This window comes from Pseudoalteromonas sp. QJM3NY_12, assembly GCF_056173165.1.
Genome location: NZ_CM149661.1, coordinates 1,639,596 through 1,657,532 on the forward strand (window position 1 = coordinate 1,639,596; position 17,937 = coordinate 1,657,532).

Annotated in this window: 12 protein-coding genes; 5 read left to right on the forward strand and 7 right to left on the reverse strand. The window is 40.8% G+C overall.

The window, feature by feature from the left end; all coding sequences use genetic code 11:
- Positions 1-159 precede the first annotated feature (159 nt).
- The 4 genes from AC0VZ5_RS07585 (at position 160) to AC0VZ5_RS07600 (ending at position 6,956) form a co-directional block, all read left to right on the forward strand.
- Complete coding sequence (locus tag AC0VZ5_RS07585; RefSeq protein WP_442960224.1) at positions 160-1,176, forward strand: efflux RND transporter periplasmic adaptor subunit; 1,017 nt, start codon at positions 160-162, stop codon at positions 1,174-1,176.
- A 2-nt stretch (positions 1,177-1,178) separates the two neighbouring features.
- Positions 1,179-4,262 (forward strand): efflux RND transporter permease subunit, encoded by a 3,084-nt coding sequence (locus AC0VZ5_RS07590; RefSeq protein WP_475474719.1) that lies wholly within the window; start codon positions 1,179-1,181, stop codon positions 4,260-4,262.
- A gap of 93 nt (positions 4,263-4,355) precedes the next feature.
- Positions 4,356-6,251 carry a DUF294 nucleotidyltransferase-like domain-containing protein gene (locus AC0VZ5_RS07595; RefSeq protein WP_475474720.1) on the forward strand — a complete coding sequence of 632 codons (1,896 nt, stop codon included), beginning with the start codon at positions 4,356-4,358 and terminating at the stop codon, positions 6,249-6,251.
- A 3-nt stretch (positions 6,252-6,254) separates the two neighbouring features.
- On the forward strand, positions 6,255-6,956 hold the full coding sequence (locus tag AC0VZ5_RS07600) for a 3'-5' exonuclease (RefSeq protein WP_475474721.1): 702 nt from the start codon (positions 6,255-6,257) through the stop codon (positions 6,954-6,956).
- Positions 6,957-7,040: 84 nt separating this feature from the next.
- Here the strand turns inward: AC0VZ5_RS07600 and AC0VZ5_RS07605 are convergent, their stop codons facing one another.
- From AC0VZ5_RS07605 to pxpB, 4 genes are all read right to left on the reverse strand, one after another.
- Positions 7,041-8,621 (reverse strand): BCCT family transporter, encoded by a 1,581-nt coding sequence (locus AC0VZ5_RS07605; protein WP_475474722.1) that lies wholly within the window; start codon positions 8,619-8,621, stop codon positions 7,041-7,043.
- A gap of 777 nt (positions 8,622-9,398) precedes the next feature.
- A complete protein-coding gene (gene asnB / locus AC0VZ5_RS07610) occupies positions 9,399-11,066 on the reverse strand; it encodes an asparagine synthase B (RefSeq protein WP_198523137.1) in 1,668 nt (555 codons plus the stop codon).
- Between the two features lie 320 nt (positions 11,067-11,386).
- Complete coding sequence (locus AC0VZ5_RS07615; protein WP_475474723.1) at positions 11,387-12,325, reverse strand: 5-oxoprolinase subunit C family protein; 939 nt, start codon at positions 12,323-12,325, stop codon at positions 11,387-11,389.
- Positions 12,318-12,977, reverse strand: a complete 660-nt coding sequence (gene pxpB / locus AC0VZ5_RS07620; protein ID WP_464708737.1) for a 5-oxoprolinase subunit PxpB — start codon at positions 12,975-12,977, stop codon at positions 12,318-12,320. Before pxpB ends, AC0VZ5_RS07615 begins: the two co-directional genes overlap by 8 nt.
- 490 nt (positions 12,978-13,467) lie before the next feature.
- Here pxpB and msrA point away from each other — a divergent pair, with 490 nt between their 5' ends.
- Complete coding sequence (msrA, locus tag AC0VZ5_RS07625) at positions 13,468-14,775, forward strand: peptide-methionine (S)-S-oxide reductase MsrA (RefSeq protein WP_475474724.1); 1,308 nt, start codon at positions 13,468-13,470, stop codon at positions 14,773-14,775.
- A 650-nt stretch (positions 14,776-15,425) separates the two neighbouring features.
- Here msrA and AC0VZ5_RS07630 read toward each other — a convergent pair.
- From AC0VZ5_RS07630 to AC0VZ5_RS07640, 3 genes are all read right to left on the reverse strand, one after another.
- Complete coding sequence (locus AC0VZ5_RS07630; protein WP_010389946.1) at positions 15,426-16,304, reverse strand: LysR family transcriptional regulator; 879 nt, start codon at positions 16,302-16,304, stop codon at positions 15,426-15,428.
- A gap of 247 nt (positions 16,305-16,551) precedes the next feature.
- Positions 16,552-17,208, reverse strand: a complete 657-nt coding sequence (locus AC0VZ5_RS07635; RefSeq protein ID WP_008114705.1) for a 3-oxoacid CoA-transferase subunit B — start codon at positions 17,206-17,208, stop codon at positions 16,552-16,554.
- A gap of 15 nt (positions 17,209-17,223) precedes the next feature.
- Positions 17,224-17,922: a CoA transferase subunit A gene (locus AC0VZ5_RS07640; RefSeq protein WP_008114703.1), complete on the reverse strand. Its 699-nt coding sequence runs from the start codon at positions 17,920-17,922 to the stop codon at positions 17,224-17,226.
- Between the last annotated feature and the right edge of the window lie 15 nt (positions 17,923-17,937).

Sequence of the window (17,937 nt, forward strand, 5' to 3'; positions counted from 1 at the left end):
GTGGTGATTTTGTAGGCTGGTGTAAGAATATGTAGAAAATACCTGGATGTTTAATTTCAGCGCGTTGTTTTGCTAATTTGTCGTACTAAGCTATTTATTGATCATAGAGGTGTTAAACTGCGTAACATAATGGAAATAATAATTAATTAGGGTGTTGCTTTGAAGTCGCAAAATTTCTTAATGGGCATAACGGCCATATTCTTATCGGTTAGTTTGCCAGTAATTAGTGCTACCGTGGTCGTTGAAAATATCGCTATGGAACAAGCACAACAGCAAGTTCAGGCTGTTGGTAACGCTGAAGCTATCCATTCTGTTATTTTATATCCTGCCGTAGGGGATAAAGTAGCAGCGGTTCATTTTAAACCTGGCGATAATGTTAAAGAAGGTGATATTTTACTTGAGCTAGATTCACGTAGGCAAAAAGCGGCCCTTGAAGAGGCTAAAATAAAATTAGCAGATAGTCAGCGAACTTTAAAACGTTTAAAACAAAGCCAAGCTAAGGGTGCTGTGCCACAAAGTGATGTAGACGATGCAAAAACCATTGTAGAGCTTGCAAAAGTTACTCTCATACAAGCCGAAACTGAATTAGAAGATCGTCAAGTTCGAGCCCCTTTTAGTGGCACTATGGGACTGACTGACGTTGAAGTGGGTGACAGAATAACAACACAAACAATGATTGCCAGCATCGATGATACCCGCCAGTTATACATTAATTTTAACGCGCCTGAATCAGCAATTGCGATGCTCAGAAATAATGCTAGCGTACGCGTGTTCCCATGGCAATCGCAAGCGCCTGTTGAGGCAGAAATAGCCTATTTAGACTCACGTATAGACCCACAAACTCGCACCTTACGAGTCAAAGCAAAGTTAAATAACAAAGATCAACAATTCTTACCGGGTATGAGTTTTCGAGTACATATAAAAGTATTAGGTCAACGCTTTGCCGCTATTCCTGAAGCAGCACTACTGTGGGGCGCAACGGGTCCATATGTGTGGACGAGTGTAGATAACAAAGCTACCCGGGTTGATGTAAAAATAGAGCAACGCTTGGCTGGGCGCTTACTCGTATCAGGGGCATTACAGCCAAACAATACGTTAGTTGTTGAAGGCGTTCAGCGCTTGCGAGCCAATCAAGAATTAAGCTTTTCTGCACCTATCGCTAGTTCGCAGGAGTAGCCATGAAACAGCAACCTATGATGCAAGACTTGCCGTCTATGGCAATTCGCCGCCCTGTACTTATTGTGGTACTTAATCTACTCATTATTATTGCCGGTATCGCCGCAATAGCTGGCGTAGAAGTACGCGAGCTTCCTGATGTAGATAGGCCGCGTATTACGGTATCAGCTTCGTTTCCAGGTGGTTCCCCGGAAACCGTCGATACTGAAGTCACCAGCAAACTTGAAGGGGCTGTTGCCCGTGTGAGTGGAGTTAAATCTATTCGTGCACAAAGTGAAGAAGGCAGCTCACGTATTGTGGTTGAATTTAGACCTGGTGTTAATCTGGATGATGCCGCTAATGAAACACGCGAGTCAGTTTCGCGAGTGCAAAGAGAGCTCCCAGAAGAAGTTGAGCGTGTATCTATCATAAAAGCCGATAACGATGCTGAGGCGGTTGTATCACTCACCGTATCAAGTGAGAGTTTTTCTTTAGAGGCATTAACCGAGCGGGTTGATGTTGATTTAGCGCCACAGTTTTTAACTATTCCCGGTGTTGCTGATGTGCGCTTAAACGGTGATAGAGAGCGAGTGCTTAGAGTACGTATCGATCCGCTTAAGCTCAGCAGCTTCAATTTAACTATTCCCGATGTTGCTGACGTGCTCAGGCAAGCTCCCTTTGATGTGCCAGCAGGAAGTTTAAAATCAAACGATCAGCAAATTATTGTTCGTGCTGATGCTACCTCGGTAACACCAGATCAAGTAGGTGATATTATCATTCGTGGTGATACCCGTATTAGCGATATCGCCGCGGTATATTTTGGCCCAGCCGATCCGCGCTCTATGGTAAGACTTAATGGTAAACCCGTTATTGGTATGGAAATTATCCGCCAAGCGCAATCTAACACCATAGAAATATCAGATGAGGTTTTAAAGCTGATAGAAGGAATGCGTGAACGCTTTCCTGAGATGGAATTTACCTTAACATCAGATGACGCACAATTTATTAGAAGTTCAGTGGATGAAGTGATTAACTCATTAGTGCTTACAGTGCTACTAGTGATCATTACGTTATGGGTGTTTATTGGCTCATGGCGTGCAACCTTAGTACCTGCATTTGCTATTCCGGTAGCATTAATAGGCTCATTAGCACTGATATGGGCATTGGGCTTCTCCATAAATATTTTAACCTTGCTCGCACTTGTACTTGCTACTGGCTTAATCGTTGATGATGCGATTGTGGTGAGTGAAAATATTCAACGCCAGCGAGGATTAGGGCTTGGCCGGCGTGCGGCCGCAGTAGTAGGTACACGTGAAGTATTTTTTGCGGTTATTGCCACCACGGCGGTATTAGCAGCTGTGTTTGTCCCCATCGCTTTTTTACCCTCTACTGCAGGGCGTTTATTTAGAGAGTTTGGGGGCGTACTTGCCGGTGCAGTTATCATATCAAGCTTTGTTGCGTTATCGTTAGTGCCGGCACTTACCTCTAAGCTAAAGCTTAAGCAAGGCGGTTTTCATCCATTTGCTAAGTTTGGTAACGTACTTGCTAATTTATATACCAAAACAATTCATAAAGTTCTCGATCATGCGTGGCTTACTTTTATTGCCTGTTTATTAGTGGCCGGCGGCTCAGGTGCATTGTATATGAGCTTAGATAACGAGCTATTACCAACAGAAGATCGCGGTAAAATTAGAATATTTGCTCGTGGGCCAGATGGTGTAGGCTTGAACTTTATGGACAGGCAAGCCATTAAAATGGAAGACACTTTGCTGCCTTTCGTCGAAAGCGGTGAAATAGAGTCTATTTACACGGTTGTTGGTCAGTGGGATCCTAATATTGTCTTCATTACTGTGCCTTTAAAGCACTGGGATGAACGTAATTTTAGTCAACAAGAAATCATCAATAAAATCCGTCAGCCTTTAATGAATATTCCTGGAGCACCCGCATACGCAGGAGGCGCTAATAGTTTAAATTTACGTGGCCAAGGTGGCGGTATTGAAGTTGCTTTACTGGGCCAAGATTATCTTGAAATATTTAAGGCTGCCCAGCAGTTTTCAGCAGATCTTGAAAAAGCAGTACCTGAAGTTGCACCGGTTCGCGTATCGTATCAACCATCGCAACCACAACTTCGCGTTAATATAGACAGACGACGCGCAGAAGAACTCGGTGTATCGTTAAGCGATATTGCCATTACTTTAAGAGCTGCTATTAATGGCGACGATATAGCTGATTTAAACATCGGCGATCAATCAATACCTATTATGTTACAGGCTCAAAATCAAACCATTAACGACCCAAGTGATTTAGCAAATTTATATGTAAGCGCCCGCGATAATCAATTAGTATCACTCAGTAGTGTGGCAAATATTACAGAAGAGGGCGTTGCTGCGGAGCTTGAGCGCCATGCTCAGCGACGTGCCATAGAATTAAGCATGGAATTACCCGAAGGTTTAACTATTGCCACACTGGTAGAGCAAATAAAACAAGTGTCTGAGCAATCATTACCAGCAGGTATTACTTTAGCGTTCAAAGGCGAGGCACTCACTTTTGAAGAAACTTCAAATGAAGTGCTAATGACTTACGTGTTAGCCTTTTTAATTGTGTTTTTAGTTTTGGCGGCACAATTTGAAAATGTTAATAGCGCCATTGTAGTAATGATCACCGTCCCTTTTGGTATTACATCCGCAATTTTAGCGCTATATTTAACCGGTACATCACTTAATATTTATTCGCAAATTGGTCTGGTAATGTTAATTGGTTTAATCGCCAAAAATGCGATTTTATTGGTTGAGTTTGCTGATCAATTAAGAGATCAGGGTTTAGCTGTACGTAAAGCGGTGGAGCAAGCAGCGCTGGTACGCTTACGTCCTATAACTATGACTTTGATCTCTACTTTATTGGGCGCATTACCGTTGATTATGTCTACAGGTGCTGGCGCTGAGGCGCGTAACGCGATTGGCTGGGTGGTGTTTGGTGGCTTAGCCTTAGCTGTATTGTTTACGCTTTATTTAACACCGGTGATTTATTTAGGACTTGCACGTTTTACCAGCCCTCGTGGTGATGAGTCAAAACAATTAGCGCAGGAGTTAGAGCAAGTAGATAATTAATCGCTAACTATTTACTTAAATTGGCTATTTTTCTTTGAAAAAATAGCCAATTAGGCTCACAATTCAACTAGATTCACGCCACAAGGATTCCCTATGCAGGCCGAGCAAGTTGAAATAGCCCAGTTTTTAGTTGAACACCCCCCATTTGATACGCTTCCTACAGAGGCACTGAATGAATTAGCAATGCAAATAGAGGTTGCTTACTTTCGTGCCGAAACTGATATTCTACATTTAGGGCAAGATATTAGTGACTTGTATATTATTCGCAGTGGCTCTGTTGAGATTTCACGTCGTAATGGCGAGCTCTATAACCGTTTAGCTACAGGCGGTATTTTTGGCCAAATGGGCTTATTAATGAACCGCAAAGTGCGGTTTCCGGCTCGTGCGCTTGAAGATACCTTAACGTATTGTATTAACGTTAATATTTTTAACGAATACTGTGATAAATACGAAACCTTTGCTGACTTTTTCGAAGTGGATGGCAATGTACGCTTGCACCAAGCGATAGTAGAGCAAGCTGACAGCAATGACTTAACCACCGCCAAAGTTAAATCATTACTACATCGCGATGTTGTCACAGTTACTACGCAAACCCCCATACAAGACGTCGCGTTTTTAATGACACAAGAATCGGTCTCTTCAGTACTTGTCACTGACATAGAAAAACAAATAAGCGACGATCCAGAAGAAGATGACGGTCAAGTCGTCGGGATCATAACCGATAGAGATATCCGAACTAAAGTTGTTGCCCAAGGGCTGACGTTTGATACGCCTGCGCAAGAGGTTATGACCTCAAGTTTAGTACTACTTGATAGCAACGCCTATGTGTTTGAAGCCGTTTTAGCCATGCTCAGAGATAACTTACATCACTTGCCTGTGGTACATAAAAAACGGCCAATAGGGGTGATATCGCTGTCTGATATTTTACGTTATGAGTCACAAAGTAGCTTACTACTGGTGCGGGGTATTTTAGCGCAGCAATCAGTGGAAGATTTAGTTCATTATGCCCGCCAACTGCCTAATGTTTTTGTGCGTATGGTAAACGAAGATGCTAATTCGCATATGATAGGAACGGCCATGGCAGTAATAGGGCGTACTTTTAAACAACGCTTATTAGCGCTAGCTGAAGAAAAGTTTGGTGAGCCGCCCATTCCTTATTGTTTTATTGCGCTGGGCTCAATGGCACGAGACGAGCAGTTAATTGTAACCGATCAAGACAATGCACTTATTTTAGATAATAGCTTCGATGAGGCATTGCACGATGAGTATTTTCAAAACCTATCAGACTTTGTGTGTGATGGTCTTGCTCAATGTGGTTACACCTATTGTGACGGTGAAATTATGGCGTCATTTAAAAAATGGCGCATGACCCGTACCCAATGGAAAGAAAAATTTGCTAGCTGGATGGCCGAGCCCAAACCGCAAGCACTACTTAATAGCTCGATATTTTTTGACTTAGATGGTGTATGGGGTAAGTTAAAGTGGGCCGATGAACTTAAAACGCTGGTGGCCAAAGAAAGCAAAATTAATAAACGCTTTTTAGCTAACCTTGCAGCTAATGCCCGCAACAGAACGCCGCCATTAGGCTTTTTTAATGGTTTTGTTCTTGAACATAACGGCCAACATAAACGGTCAATGAACTTAAAACGCCGTGGTACAGCGCCACTATCTGATGTGGTTCGCGTTCATGCATTAGCGGTCGGTTCACGTAAACAAAATTCGTTTGAGCGCTTAGAAGATATTATTGAGGCTAAATTATTGCCTAAAGGCAAAGCGCAAGATTTACGTGATGCATTTGAATATATTGCCACTGTGCGGATTCGTCATCAGGCATGGCAAATAGAGCAGGGAGAAGCGCCTGATAATGATTTAGACCCGCATTTACTCTCGCCGTTTGAACAAAGCAATTTAAAAGAAGCCTTTGCGATTTTAGAAAAAGCGCAAAGCTTTTTAAAATTTAGTTATTCTGCTCATTCAGGGGTGAAATAAGTGATGGCTAAATCACCGTTAGATTGGCCCCGTCGTTACGAGCAGCTTTTACAAGGTGCGCAAAATCCGCTACTTAAAGACTTTTATCAGCAGGCATTTACCAATCAGTTTGCGCCGCTTAAAGATGTTCCCTTTGTGGCGTTAGACTTTGAAACAACTGGTCTTGACGCTAATAGTGACGATATTGTTAGTGTGGGACTAGTGCCTTTTAATGTAAATCGTATTTACTGCAAAGAGAGTCGTCATTGGGTGGTGCAACCTCGTCATCACTTAAGTGAAGAGTCGATTGTTATCCATGGTATTACTCACTCAGAAATAGATGAAGCCCCCGACTTAAATAGAATTTTAGCACCTTTATTAGATGCCTTAAAAGGTAAAGTCGTGGTGGTACATTATGCTGCTATTGAGCGCCACTTTTTTTATAACGCGCTACTTACTCGAATTAAAGAAGGCATCGAGTTTGCCTTAGTTGATACTATGGATTTAGAAAGGCGGGCACTTAAAGCACGGCAGGGGTTATTAGGTAAGCTGTTTAATACCAAACTAGGCTCGCTTAGGCTAAGTGATACAAGGGAGCGTTATTCATTGCCATTGTATCAAAACCACAATGCACTAACCGATGCTTTAGCCACAGCAGAATTACTTCAAGCTCAGCTAAGTTATCATTATCGATTAGATACGCCATTGAGTGAAATTTGGCTTTAGCGAATTGGAATTATAAAAGCATTTTTGATAAAAATAGAGCACAAAAAAACGCCGCAATTTGCGGCGTTTTTTTAATGTGCTGTGTTATTTAACTGGGCGAGGCTCAGTTCGTAAGCCTAAAATTAAGCTTACACACATCAATAATAAAACAATGGTAAACGGAAGGCCTGTTGAAATAGCCCCCGCTTGTAGTGCTTCAATCGCTTGAGTACCACCAATCCAAAGTAATGCAGCAGCAATAGCACCCTCAACAGTAGCCCAAAAGATACGCTGTGGTACTGGCGCATCAATCTTACCACCAGCTGTGATTGAATCGATTACAAGCGACCCTGAATCAGAAGAGGTAATAAAGAATACCAGTACTAATACAATAGCAATGAAAGAAAGTACACTCGCCATTGGCATTTCATCAAGCATTTGGAACATCGCCATAGGGACACTTGTTAGACCGTCAGTCCCAAGAGCACCAATACCATTAACTACTTGGTCAATTGCGATGCCACCATAGATAGACATCCATAAGATAGTAACCGCTGTTGGAATAAGTAATACCGCGGTTAAAAATTCACGGATTGTACGACCACGCGAAACACGCGCAATAAACATACCTACAAACGGTGACCATGAAATCCACCAAGCCCAATAAAACACTGTCCAACCATGCATCCATGTTTCATCTTCACGGCCATGTGGGTTACTCAATGGAATAATGTTCTCTACATACCCCATTACCGTGTTAGGGATATTACCCATAGAGACCGCAAAACCAACTAAACATACAAATACTAGTAATACTAAAGCAATGAGCATATTTACGTTACTAAGTAATTTAACGCCGCCATCAATGCCTCTAATAACAGAGACGACTGCTAGTAATGTAACACCTGTAATAACCAGAATTTGTGAACCTACGCCACCTTCAAAACCAAATACATGATTAATACCGGCAGAGGCTTGTTGTGCACCTAACCCAAGTGACGTTGCTAAACCAAATAAGGTTGCTAATACAGCTAAAATATCAATTATGTGACCAGGCCACCCCCACGCTTTATCACCTAAAATTGGGTAAAAAATCGAACGAATAGAAAGAGGTAAGCCTTTATTGTAAGTAAAAAATGCTAACGAAAGCGCAACTACAGCATAAATTGCCCAAGGGTGAAGACCCCAATGGAACATAGTAGCACCCATTGCCATTTTCGCGGCTTCTGGTGTGTTAGCTGTTACATTGAGCGGCGTTTCATACCAACCAGTGTAGTATGCAACTGGTTCAGCAACCCCCCAGAACATTAAGCCAATACCCATACCTGCAGCAAATAACATTGCCAGCCAAGAAATACGAGAATGCGATGGTTTAGCATCGTCACCGCCTAAGCGGATATTGCCATAAGGCGAAAAAATTAAAACTAAACAAAAAATAACAAAGAAGTTGGCAGCCCACATAAATAGGCCATCAAAATTATTAATAATATCGTTTTTAACACCATTTAGTGTTGTTTTAGCTACTTCGGCATCTGACACTAGTACGGCGATTAAAAAAAGTGCTATTAACCCTGCACTGATCCCGAATACAGGGTTATGTATATCAAACCCCCACTTTTGTACGTTGTCTTGACCTACGGTGTAGTCTGTATTGTCAATACTGTACTTGTCATGATTCTCGCTCATGCAATACCTCATTGGTTAATGAAACAGGCTGGCTAAATGCCAGTTTTTTATAGTTCACTGTATTCGTCTTATTAGATTTATAACTAAAGCTAATAACACGAATAGTTAGAAGACTAACTAATTTAATTGCCCATCATACCTTTACTAATAGGGGAGTTAAATATCAAATGCGAAAGAATTAACACTTTGGCAAAACTTTAAGCTGCTTTCGCCTTTTTATTGTACACATCTGGCAACTGAACAAATGATAACTAATGTGTCAGCTAATTATTTTATAGTCTTATATAGCATTGAATGCAAAGCTAAGTGAATGAATATTCGGCCTAATCAGACAAGTAAATAACTAAAAAAACGCTATTGAATACGTAAAAAACTAAGTCAGCGTTTTAAAATCACTATTCATTTATTAAATGATTTATTAATGACATTTTAACTATGTTTTTATGATTTGGGATAATGAGTTAGATAGATATTGTTCATGAGGTTAATGAAAAAGCGAGATTGAAATAGTTTTTATAAAAAGCGACTAAATCTTACTGTTTAAACTAAATTGGTCAAAGGTTTATCTCACCTTTGAGATTTAATTTACAAAAATGGCAAAGAAACGCTGCGCTTGTAGAGAAGTGACAAACAACAGTGATTAAACATAAATGATTAAATTGAATGGCTTAGCTTTTTCATTCACTTCTCTTAGTGCCATAAAATTTCAAGAAATTATTCACTAAGACAGCGAAGAAAAGCTGCAGTTTTTAAGCTGCAGCGTAGATAGGGGGGTAACTATTTTTTATATGCTTCATTGTGAACGCCTGCGGCGCGTCCAGATGGATCCGCATTGTTTTGAAATGATGCATCCCACGCCAGTGCTTCGGGGGTTGAACATGCTACTGATTTACCATGTGGTACACAGTTAGCAGAGGCATCGCCCGGGAAGTGCGATTCAAAAATACGGCGGTAAAAATACGCTTCTTTTGAATCTGGCGTGTTAATTGGGTATTTAAATTTAGCATTCGCTAGTTCTTGATCCGTTACTTGCTCATTCACATACTCTTTTAAAGTATCAATCCAGCTGTAGCCAACACCATCAGAGAATTGTTCTTTTTGACGCCATAACACGTCATCTGGAAGGTAGCCGTCGAAACCAGCACGTAAAATATGTTTTTCAATTTTTTCGTCTTTACACATTTTAGCTTCTGGGTTGATGCGCATTGCCACATCAACAAATTCTTTATCTAAAAATGGCACGCGTGCTTCAACCCCCCAAGCAGCCATTGATTTATTAGCACGTAAACAATCAAACATATGCAGTTTTGATACTTTACGGTTTAGCTCTTCATGAAACTCTTGTGCATTGGGTGCTTTATGAAAATATAAATAACCACCAAATAATTCATCGGCACCTTCACCTGAAAGTACCATTTTAATGCCCATAGCTTTAATTTGGCGTGCCATTAAGTACATAGGGGTTGATGCACGAATAGTGGTTACATCGTAGGTTTCAATGTGATAAATCACTTCTTTAAGAGCATCAATACCTTGTTGAATAGTAAAGATAATAGGGTGGTGAATAGTGCCTATCATATCAGCCACTTTTTGCGCTGCAGCTAAATCGGGTGAGCCTTCTAAACCCACTGAAAAAGAATGCAGTTTAGGCCACCAAGCATCACTTTCATCGTTGTCTTCAATACGTTTTGCGGCAAAATGTTGAGTAATAGCTGAAATAACCGACGAATCTAATCCACCTGATAGTAATACACCGTAGGGTACGTCACACATTAGTTGGCGTTTTACCGCGGCTTCTAGAGCATCTTTTACATCTTCTGCCTTGGCATCGTTGTTTTTAACTGCATCGTAGCTTTGCCAATCACGTTGGTAGTACGGTGTTAATTTACCGTCTTTGCTGTAAAGGAAATGCCCAGGTGGGAACTCTTCTATATGTTTACAAATAGGTGAAAGCGCTTTTAGCTCTGATGCTACATAAAAGTTGCCATGCTCGTCGTGGCCTGTATACAGTGGAATAATACCAATGTGGTCGCGACCAATTAGGTAAGCGTCTTGCTCTTCATCATATAAACAAAAGGCAAAAATACCATTTAAGTCATCTAAAAATGCAGGCCCTTTTTGCTTGTACAAGGCTAAAATAACTTCACAATCTGACTGCGTTTGAAAATCAAACTCGACTTCTAAATTAGCGGCAAGCTCTTTGTGGTTATAAATTTCGCCATTTACCGCTAAAATATGCGTTTTTTCTGGGTTGTATAATGGTTGCGCACCGCTTGATACGCCAACTATTGCTAAGCGTTCGTGCACTAAAATTGCTTTGTCTGATGAATACACCCCTGACCAATCAGGCCCGCGGTGGCGAAGCAGTTTGGACATTTCGATTGCCTGAGCGCGTAACTGGCTGGGATCCGATTTAATATCGAGTACGCCGAATATTGAACACATAATTTTTCCTCATTCCTATTAAGTGCCTACGATAGCGAGTTTGCTAAAGACTAACCTTGTTTTATCAGAAATAAATACCTAAGTCACATGGCTTTTTTAAAATAATAAGAATAATTTATGCACCAAATAAATTGGCGTTGCACCAATGTGGTGATATTGGCAAGGAGATTAAAATGCAATGTGCAATTTTTAATTTAAAATTACGTTAAAGTTAAATTAAATTGCAACAATTAGTTTGCCTTGCACCAAGGAGGTGCAAGGAGAAAAGTAAATAAATAGCGGTCGAGTTACTCAGTGAGTGAGCGTGAGTGCACTATTAATTAATCCCAGTAGCGGCTTAAACTCAGCTTAAGTTGTGCTAGGTGAGCATCGAGCTTATTTTTTGCAGCATTTGCCTGCTCAAGTGATACAAATTCAAAGGTGATTGGGTCAGCAGTTCTAAATTGTGCAAACTGATGTAAGTCGGCTTCTATCACATGCGCTATTAAAGGATAACCCCCCGTTGTTTGCCCATCATTTAATAATACAATAGGGTTTCCATCAGGTGGAAGCTGTATGCTCCCAGGTGCTACGGCTACAGAGGGCAATGAAAGTGTATGTTGCATAATAGCCGTATTTTTATGGTCTAGGCGTACGCCCATACGGTTACTATTTGGATTAATAGTAAATGAGGCCTCACAAAAAGTATTAATACACGCGGGTGTTAGTAGCTCATAATGAGGACCTTTATGTAAACGGATGATGCTTCGCTTTGGCGGGGTAAGGGCGCCCTTATTACATAACCAAGGTTTAGTATAAGGGCTTATGGCTAGCACATCACCGCTTTGCAGTGCACGGCCATTAAAGCCGCCAATGGCTGCCCCTAAATCGGTAGATTTAGAACCCATAACCTCTGGGCATTCAATACCGCCTTTTACCGCGATGTAGGCTCGTGAACCACCACGGCCAGTTGCAAATTTAAGTGTTTGCATTGCTTTTATTGGGTAACTCCAGCCTGGATAAAGCGGGTGTCCATCAAGGGTTGCTTTGAGGTCGGCTCCATGAAGGGCAATAACGGTATCACACTGAAATTGCAGTTCGCATAAACCCACGGTTAATTCCAGCACGGCAGCGTTGTCGGTGTTATTTATTAAACGGTTTGCAATGATGTGCGCACAGATATCAAGGCTGCCTGAGCGGCTTACCCCTAAATGTCGAAAACCCACACGGCCTAAATCTTGAATTGTTAGTTGAATACCGCTCTTGATTACTTTAATCATTGCTTACTCCTTTTACAGGCACAAACTCTATGGTATCGCCAGGTTTAAATAAGCAAGGATTAGCCGCTTTAGAATCAAATAAGCAGGCATCAGTGTGAGCAATAATATGCCAACCACCTGGCGAATCTTCAGGGTAGATACCTGTTTGGTCTGCTCCAATGGCAATTGCGCCTTTAGGTACACTCACTCGCGGGTTATCGCGCCTTGGGGTGAATAACCGTGAGTTGAGCCCATGTAAATAAGGGAAACCGGGAACAAAGCCTAAAAATAGAACGTGATATAACTCTTTACTATGTAAGTTAATCACTTCATCAATTGTGAGTTGATGATAGTTAGCTACGTAATCTAAATCTTCACCTTGGTAGTAGGTATTAATTTGGTGGTGCTGGCTATCAAACTGATAATCATCTACTTCCTCCCATAACTTAGCTAAGGTGTTGTACCATTTATTAAGCATTTCTGAGGACTTTAAATACAAAGTTAACGAATTCATAGCTGGTACCAAATCGATAAATTCATTGCTGTTTTTACAGTGTTGGGCGAGTGCCCAAAGCTTTTTTTGGGTCGCAAGTATGTGTGGTTCGCTGTAGTGAGAAACATCAAAAAGCAGGCTAGAGTTCGTTAAAATTTTTATACTAGGAATCATGCTCATATCGATAACTCATTAATATTAATTACATTTAAGCTATCACAGTCGCTGTACTATTACGATATTAATAGACAAGCTCGGATCGAATAAACTCTCTCATCCGTAAAGTTTTGTTGTGTGTGAAATTTATTGTTGAGTTCACAGGTCTGCTTTAGGGTCTGTTGACCTTTGCGGGTTAAAATTGTTCAAACTAGGAGCGGTTTAATCGCGGCGCGAGGTTTGTAACCTAGTGGGCTAAGTAAAAACCGAGCAAAGCTTCCGCGTCCTGCTCACGCCCCTTACCTACATCCATGTAGGCAACAAAGGGTAAATCGCTCCTAGGCAGAACCCTTCGGGCAGCGCCTGTTTGGTATTGATGCTGCGTTATCGCCTATTTATGGGGAATAATCACACCACATAGGCTCTGCCTTGCCTAAACACCAAACAGACTGCTGCAAATTTAACCTTGGAAGGTCAACAGACCCTAGAGTAACTAAAACTAAGAGGTAATCGTATGTTTAAGGGGTTAATATTAGCTACATTTGCTATGTTGGGATTACTAAGTACGATGAGCGCTATCTCGTCAGATGAGGTAACTAAATCCAGTGAGTTAGATGCCACTATGCATGTAGAAAAGCTAGTGCTTGGCTCGGGCTGTTTTTGGGGGGCAGAAAAACGCTACGAAGCACTAAATGGGGTACTCGATGCAGAGTCGGGCTATGCCGATGGGCATGGGTTTAAACCAACCTACAGGAATATAACTAAGCTATCGCGTCGCTTTGATGAAGATAACTACGCTGAAGTGGTGCAGGTTACATTTAATAGCAATATTATTTCGGCAAAAGAGCTGCTGCAAAATTATTACGAAAGCCACGATCCGACTCAAAAAAACCGCCAAGGTAATGATGTAGGCACACAATATCGCTCTATTATTTTAACTACAAGTGACGAGCAAGCAAATACCGCGATTGCTGTAACACAGCAGTACCAGCAGTTACTCACTGAAGCAGGTTATGGAACAATAGCTACACAAATTAAGCCACTAGAGCAATTTTATTCTGCTGAAGAATATCATCAAAATTATCTTGAAAAAAATCCAAACGGTTATTGCCCAGACCATTCAACCGGCGTTGTTTTTAGTCAAGATGAAAAGCAGCAGGTTGATAACACTGCATTGTTGACTGGCAAACAAATTGTTATTTTAGATTCTCGCGATTACTGCCCTTACTGTGAAAAATTTAAAGCGGCGGTAGCTAATGATTATAAAGGCACAATACCAATGACATTTCGCCATGCTGATCAGCTCAATGGTTTAACCATCAAATCGGCTACGTGGGCTACACCCACCATACTATTTTTAGAAGATGGAGTAGAAGTGTATTCTCGCCAAGGTTATATGGATGCCGAGCTGTTTTATAAAGCGCTAGGTGCATTTAAACTCGGTGACAGTGAAGCTTATAAAGTAGCGTTTAACGCTAAAACCGACAGCCCATATTGCAAAGAATACGCTATTTTTAAAAACACCCCCGATGGCATTTTTATCGATAAACTCAGTGGTGAACCCTTGTTTGATACCCGCGACAGATTTAATTCGGGTACTGGCTGGTTGTCGTTTACACACCCTGTAAAAGACAGCGTAACGCAGCATGAAGATAACAGTTGGGGAATGCAACGTATTGAGCTTAAATCTAAAAGTACCGGGATTCATTTAGGGCATTTATTCCCGGGTGAAGGGCCAAATGGTCAAGATAGATATTGTATTAATGCCACTGTACTAGAATTTGTTGCTCGCGATGAAATAAACAGATCAGATGATGTTTAAGCTAATTAGCAAATAGGCAAATTTTAAGCAAAAAAAAAGCAGCGATACTTAAAAAAGGTCGCTGCATTTCAATTGACAACATCTTCACACACAATAAAGATTCGGGGGGTTGTATTAGTAATAACTAATGCTGAATTATTGTTGCTGATGTGAATGTAAATAAAAACAACTCAAGCTCAGTCACCACCGAACTTGAGTTGCTTTTTACACTGACAACATCTTCACACACAATAAAGATTCTTATATTTATTGGCGGGTGTAAGCGTAAAATAAAAACAACCCAAGCTAAGTCACCACCGAACTTGAGCTGTTTTTTACACTGACAACATCTTCACACACAATAAAGATTCTTTTTTACTAGCTTGTTGTTACAAACTAATTAAATTTGGTTTCAGTAACGCGTTTTATTATTTTTGGTCGTTGCTGATTTGTTGAATTAACTTTAGAGCTTTTACTCAATTTCGACAAGCGATAAAAACAAAACTAATAAGTGAAAAAAACTAATCTATAAATTCAGTCACCAAGGAGCTGCTCAAGTGGTTGATAATGCAGGTTATATTTTATTTTTTGAGGTTTACGTGAGACACGAAAAAATATTTTAAAAAGGTCGTAAATAATAAAACGCCCATAAAAGGGCGTTTAATTAATAGTCACTTTGTTTGTCTGAAGGTGTTAATTACCCATTTTGCAAACAAATCGAGCGGGTGGTTTGCCGTACTAGAGCCGTGTTGTACCAAGTAGTATTTATCTTTGGTGGTAAGGGGTTGTTCAAACAGTTTATAGAGCCATTGCTCATCCAGCCAGCTTTGGCTAATTGGCAGAGGAATAAGTGCAATCCCCATTCCTTGTTGCGCCGCTCTTGCTACACCAAACATACTATCTATTTGAATAATTTGTGTTGGTGAAAAGTCATCAATCCCAACTTTTTCTGCCCACTGATGCCAAGCCCAAGGCCGTGCTTTATGCACAATAAGTGGCACTTGATTAAGCGCTTGGCAATGATCGTTTTGCCATTGTTCAAGTAGTTTTTTATTACACGCTGGAATATATTCTAAATTAAATAACTCAGTAGCCAGTCCATCAAGCGGTTTACTTGAAGATAAAATTATAGATAAATCACTTTGGCGAGTTAGTTCTTTGCGCGTTTTGAGGGTATCCATGTGTAAATTAATATTAGGGTGCTCGCTGGTCCATTCACTGAGCTTAGGCATTAACAATTCACTGGCAAAAAATTCGGGCAGGGTAATGGTTAAATTTACATTTTGTTGTAACTGACTAAATTCATTTATGGTGCTCTCTAGCATATTTATAATTGGATAAATTGCTTCAAAAAAGTTTTTACCTGCAGGCGTTAAACTAATAGAGCGAGTTTGTCTTTGAAATAAATCAATGCCTAGCTGCTCTTCTAGCTGTTTAATTTGGTGGCTTACAGCCGAGGGCGTTAAGTAAAGCTCTTTAGCAGCATGTTTAAAACTTAAGCTTTTTGCGGCAAAACAAAAAGAGCGAAGGCCGCGAATAGGTGTTTGCATGGTATCCAGTATAAAGTTATTTCAATCGCCTAGTAATAGGCAATAATTAAACCAAAAATAAAAACTAACTATATCAGCAATTTATTTATTTTATTAGGTCGAATTCACCTAAGTGGTGCGTTAAATTGTCACTATAGTGCAAAAACTAAAATATAGACAAAAAAAATCCCTCTTACGAGGGATTTTGGGTAACTCAGCGCCATTGGCACTGGGAATGAGGTCGGTACAGAGTGAAATTATGAGTGGTTTAAAACACCATCTCAGGAATATCACCATTAACAAGCAATTTACCTGCCGTTTTGCTAATAATTTCATCAACTGATACGCCTGGTGCGCGTTCTAGTAAATGAAATGCGCCGTCTTTTACTTCTAGAACGGCTAAATCAGTAACTATTTTTTTAACACAGTTAACGCCCGTTAGCGGTAACGTACAGCTTTCTAATAACTTAGAGTCGCCGTGTTTACTGGCATGGGTCATGGTAACAATAATGTTTTTTGCACCTGCGACTAAATCCATCGCTCCGCCCATGCCTTTAATTAATTTTTTAGGGATCATCCATGAGGCTATAGAACCGTTTTGGTCTACCTCAAACGCGCCCAGAACGGTTAAGTCTACATGACCACCCCGTATCATGGCAAAACTATCTGCACTATTAAATATAGCTGCACCGGTAGCTGCCGTCACGGTTTCTTTACCCGCGTTGATCATATCCGCATCAACAGTGGCTTTAGTAGGGTATTCGCCCATGCCTAAAAGACCATTTTCGGACTGTAGCATAACTTCTATGCCATCGGGTACATAGTTTGCGACGAGTGTCGGAATACCAATGCCCAAATTAACATAAAACCCATCTTGTAACTCTTGAGCTACGCGCATTGCGACTTGTTCACGTGATAATGCCATTGTTAGTGCTCCTGCTTAATCTCGTGTGGTAACACGTTCAATGCGTTTTTCAAAGTTACCTTTTATAACGCGGTTAACAAAAATTCCTGGCGTATGTATTTGGCTTGGTTCAAGTTCGCCTGGCTCAACAATTTCCTCTACTTCTGCAACGGTAATTTTACCCGCAGTAGCCGCCATTGGATTGAAGTTCATGGCTGTATGACGAAATACTAAGTTGCCGTAGCGATCCGCTTTCCATGCTTTTACAATAGCGAATTCACCGGTAATTGACTCTTCTAAAATATAAGGGCGACCGTTAAATTCTTTTACTTCTTTACCCTCAGCAACCGGTGTGCCGTAACCTGTGGCTGTGTAAAAAGCAGGTATTCCTGCACCACCAGCACGCATTTTTTCAGCAAGAGTACCTTGTGGTGTAAGTTCTACATCAATCTCGCCACTGAGTAGCTGCTGCTCAAACAATGCATTTTCACCAACGTATGATGCGACTACTTTTTTAATTTGCTTGTCGTGCAGTAACAGCCCTAAACCAAAGTCATCAACACCACAGTTATTGGAAACAACGGTTAATTCTTTAGTTTGCATTTTTTTAATTTGGGCAATTAGACCCTCAGGGATACCACATAAGCCAAAACCACCGGCTATTATTGTATCGCCGTCTTTTAAACCTTCCATTGCAGCTTCATAACTAGAAACTACTTTATCAAAACCGGCCATGAGTCACTCCTCATT

What these genes read in the sequence shown, in the direction of transcription:
- AC0VZ5_RS07595 (WP_475474720.1), top strand. Translation starts at nt 4,356, where the DNA reads ATGCAGGCCGAGCAAGTTGAAATAGCCCAGTTTTTAGTTGAACACCCC.
- AC0VZ5_RS07600 (WP_475474721.1), top strand. Translation starts at nt 6,255, where the DNA reads ATGGCTAAATCACCGTTAGATTGGCCCCGTCGTTACGAGCAGCTTTTA.
- asnB (WP_198523137.1), bottom strand. Translation starts at nt 11,066, where the DNA reads ATGTGTTCAATATTCGGCGTACTCGATATTAAATCGGATCCCAGCCAG.
- AC0VZ5_RS07615 (WP_475474723.1), bottom strand. Translation starts at nt 12,325, where the DNA reads ATGATTAAAGTAATCAAGAGCGGTATTCAACTAACAATTCAAGATTTA.
- pxpB (WP_464708737.1), bottom strand. Translation starts at nt 12,977, where the DNA reads ATGAGCATGATTCCTAGTATAAAAATTTTAACGAACTCTAGCCTGCTT.
- AC0VZ5_RS07590 (WP_475474719.1), top strand. Translation starts at nt 1,179, where the DNA reads ATGAAACAGCAACCTATGATGCAAGACTTGCCGTCTATGGCAATTCGC.
- AC0VZ5_RS07630 (WP_010389946.1), bottom strand. Translation starts at nt 16,304, where the DNA reads ATGCAAACACCTATTCGCGGCCTTCGCTCTTTTTGTTTTGCCGCAAAA.
- msrA (WP_475474724.1), top strand. Translation starts at nt 13,468, where the DNA reads ATGTTTAAGGGGTTAATATTAGCTACATTTGCTATGTTGGGATTACTA.
- AC0VZ5_RS07605 (WP_475474722.1), bottom strand. Translation starts at nt 8,621, where the DNA reads ATGAGCGAGAATCATGACAAGTACAGTATTGACAATACAGACTACACC.
- AC0VZ5_RS07635 (WP_008114705.1), bottom strand. Translation starts at nt 17,208, where the DNA reads ATGGCATTATCACGTGAACAAGTCGCAATGCGCGTAGCTCAAGAGTTA.
- AC0VZ5_RS07640 (WP_008114703.1), bottom strand. Translation starts at nt 17,922, where the DNA reads ATGGCCGGTTTTGATAAAGTAGTTTCTAGTTATGAAGCTGCAATGGAA.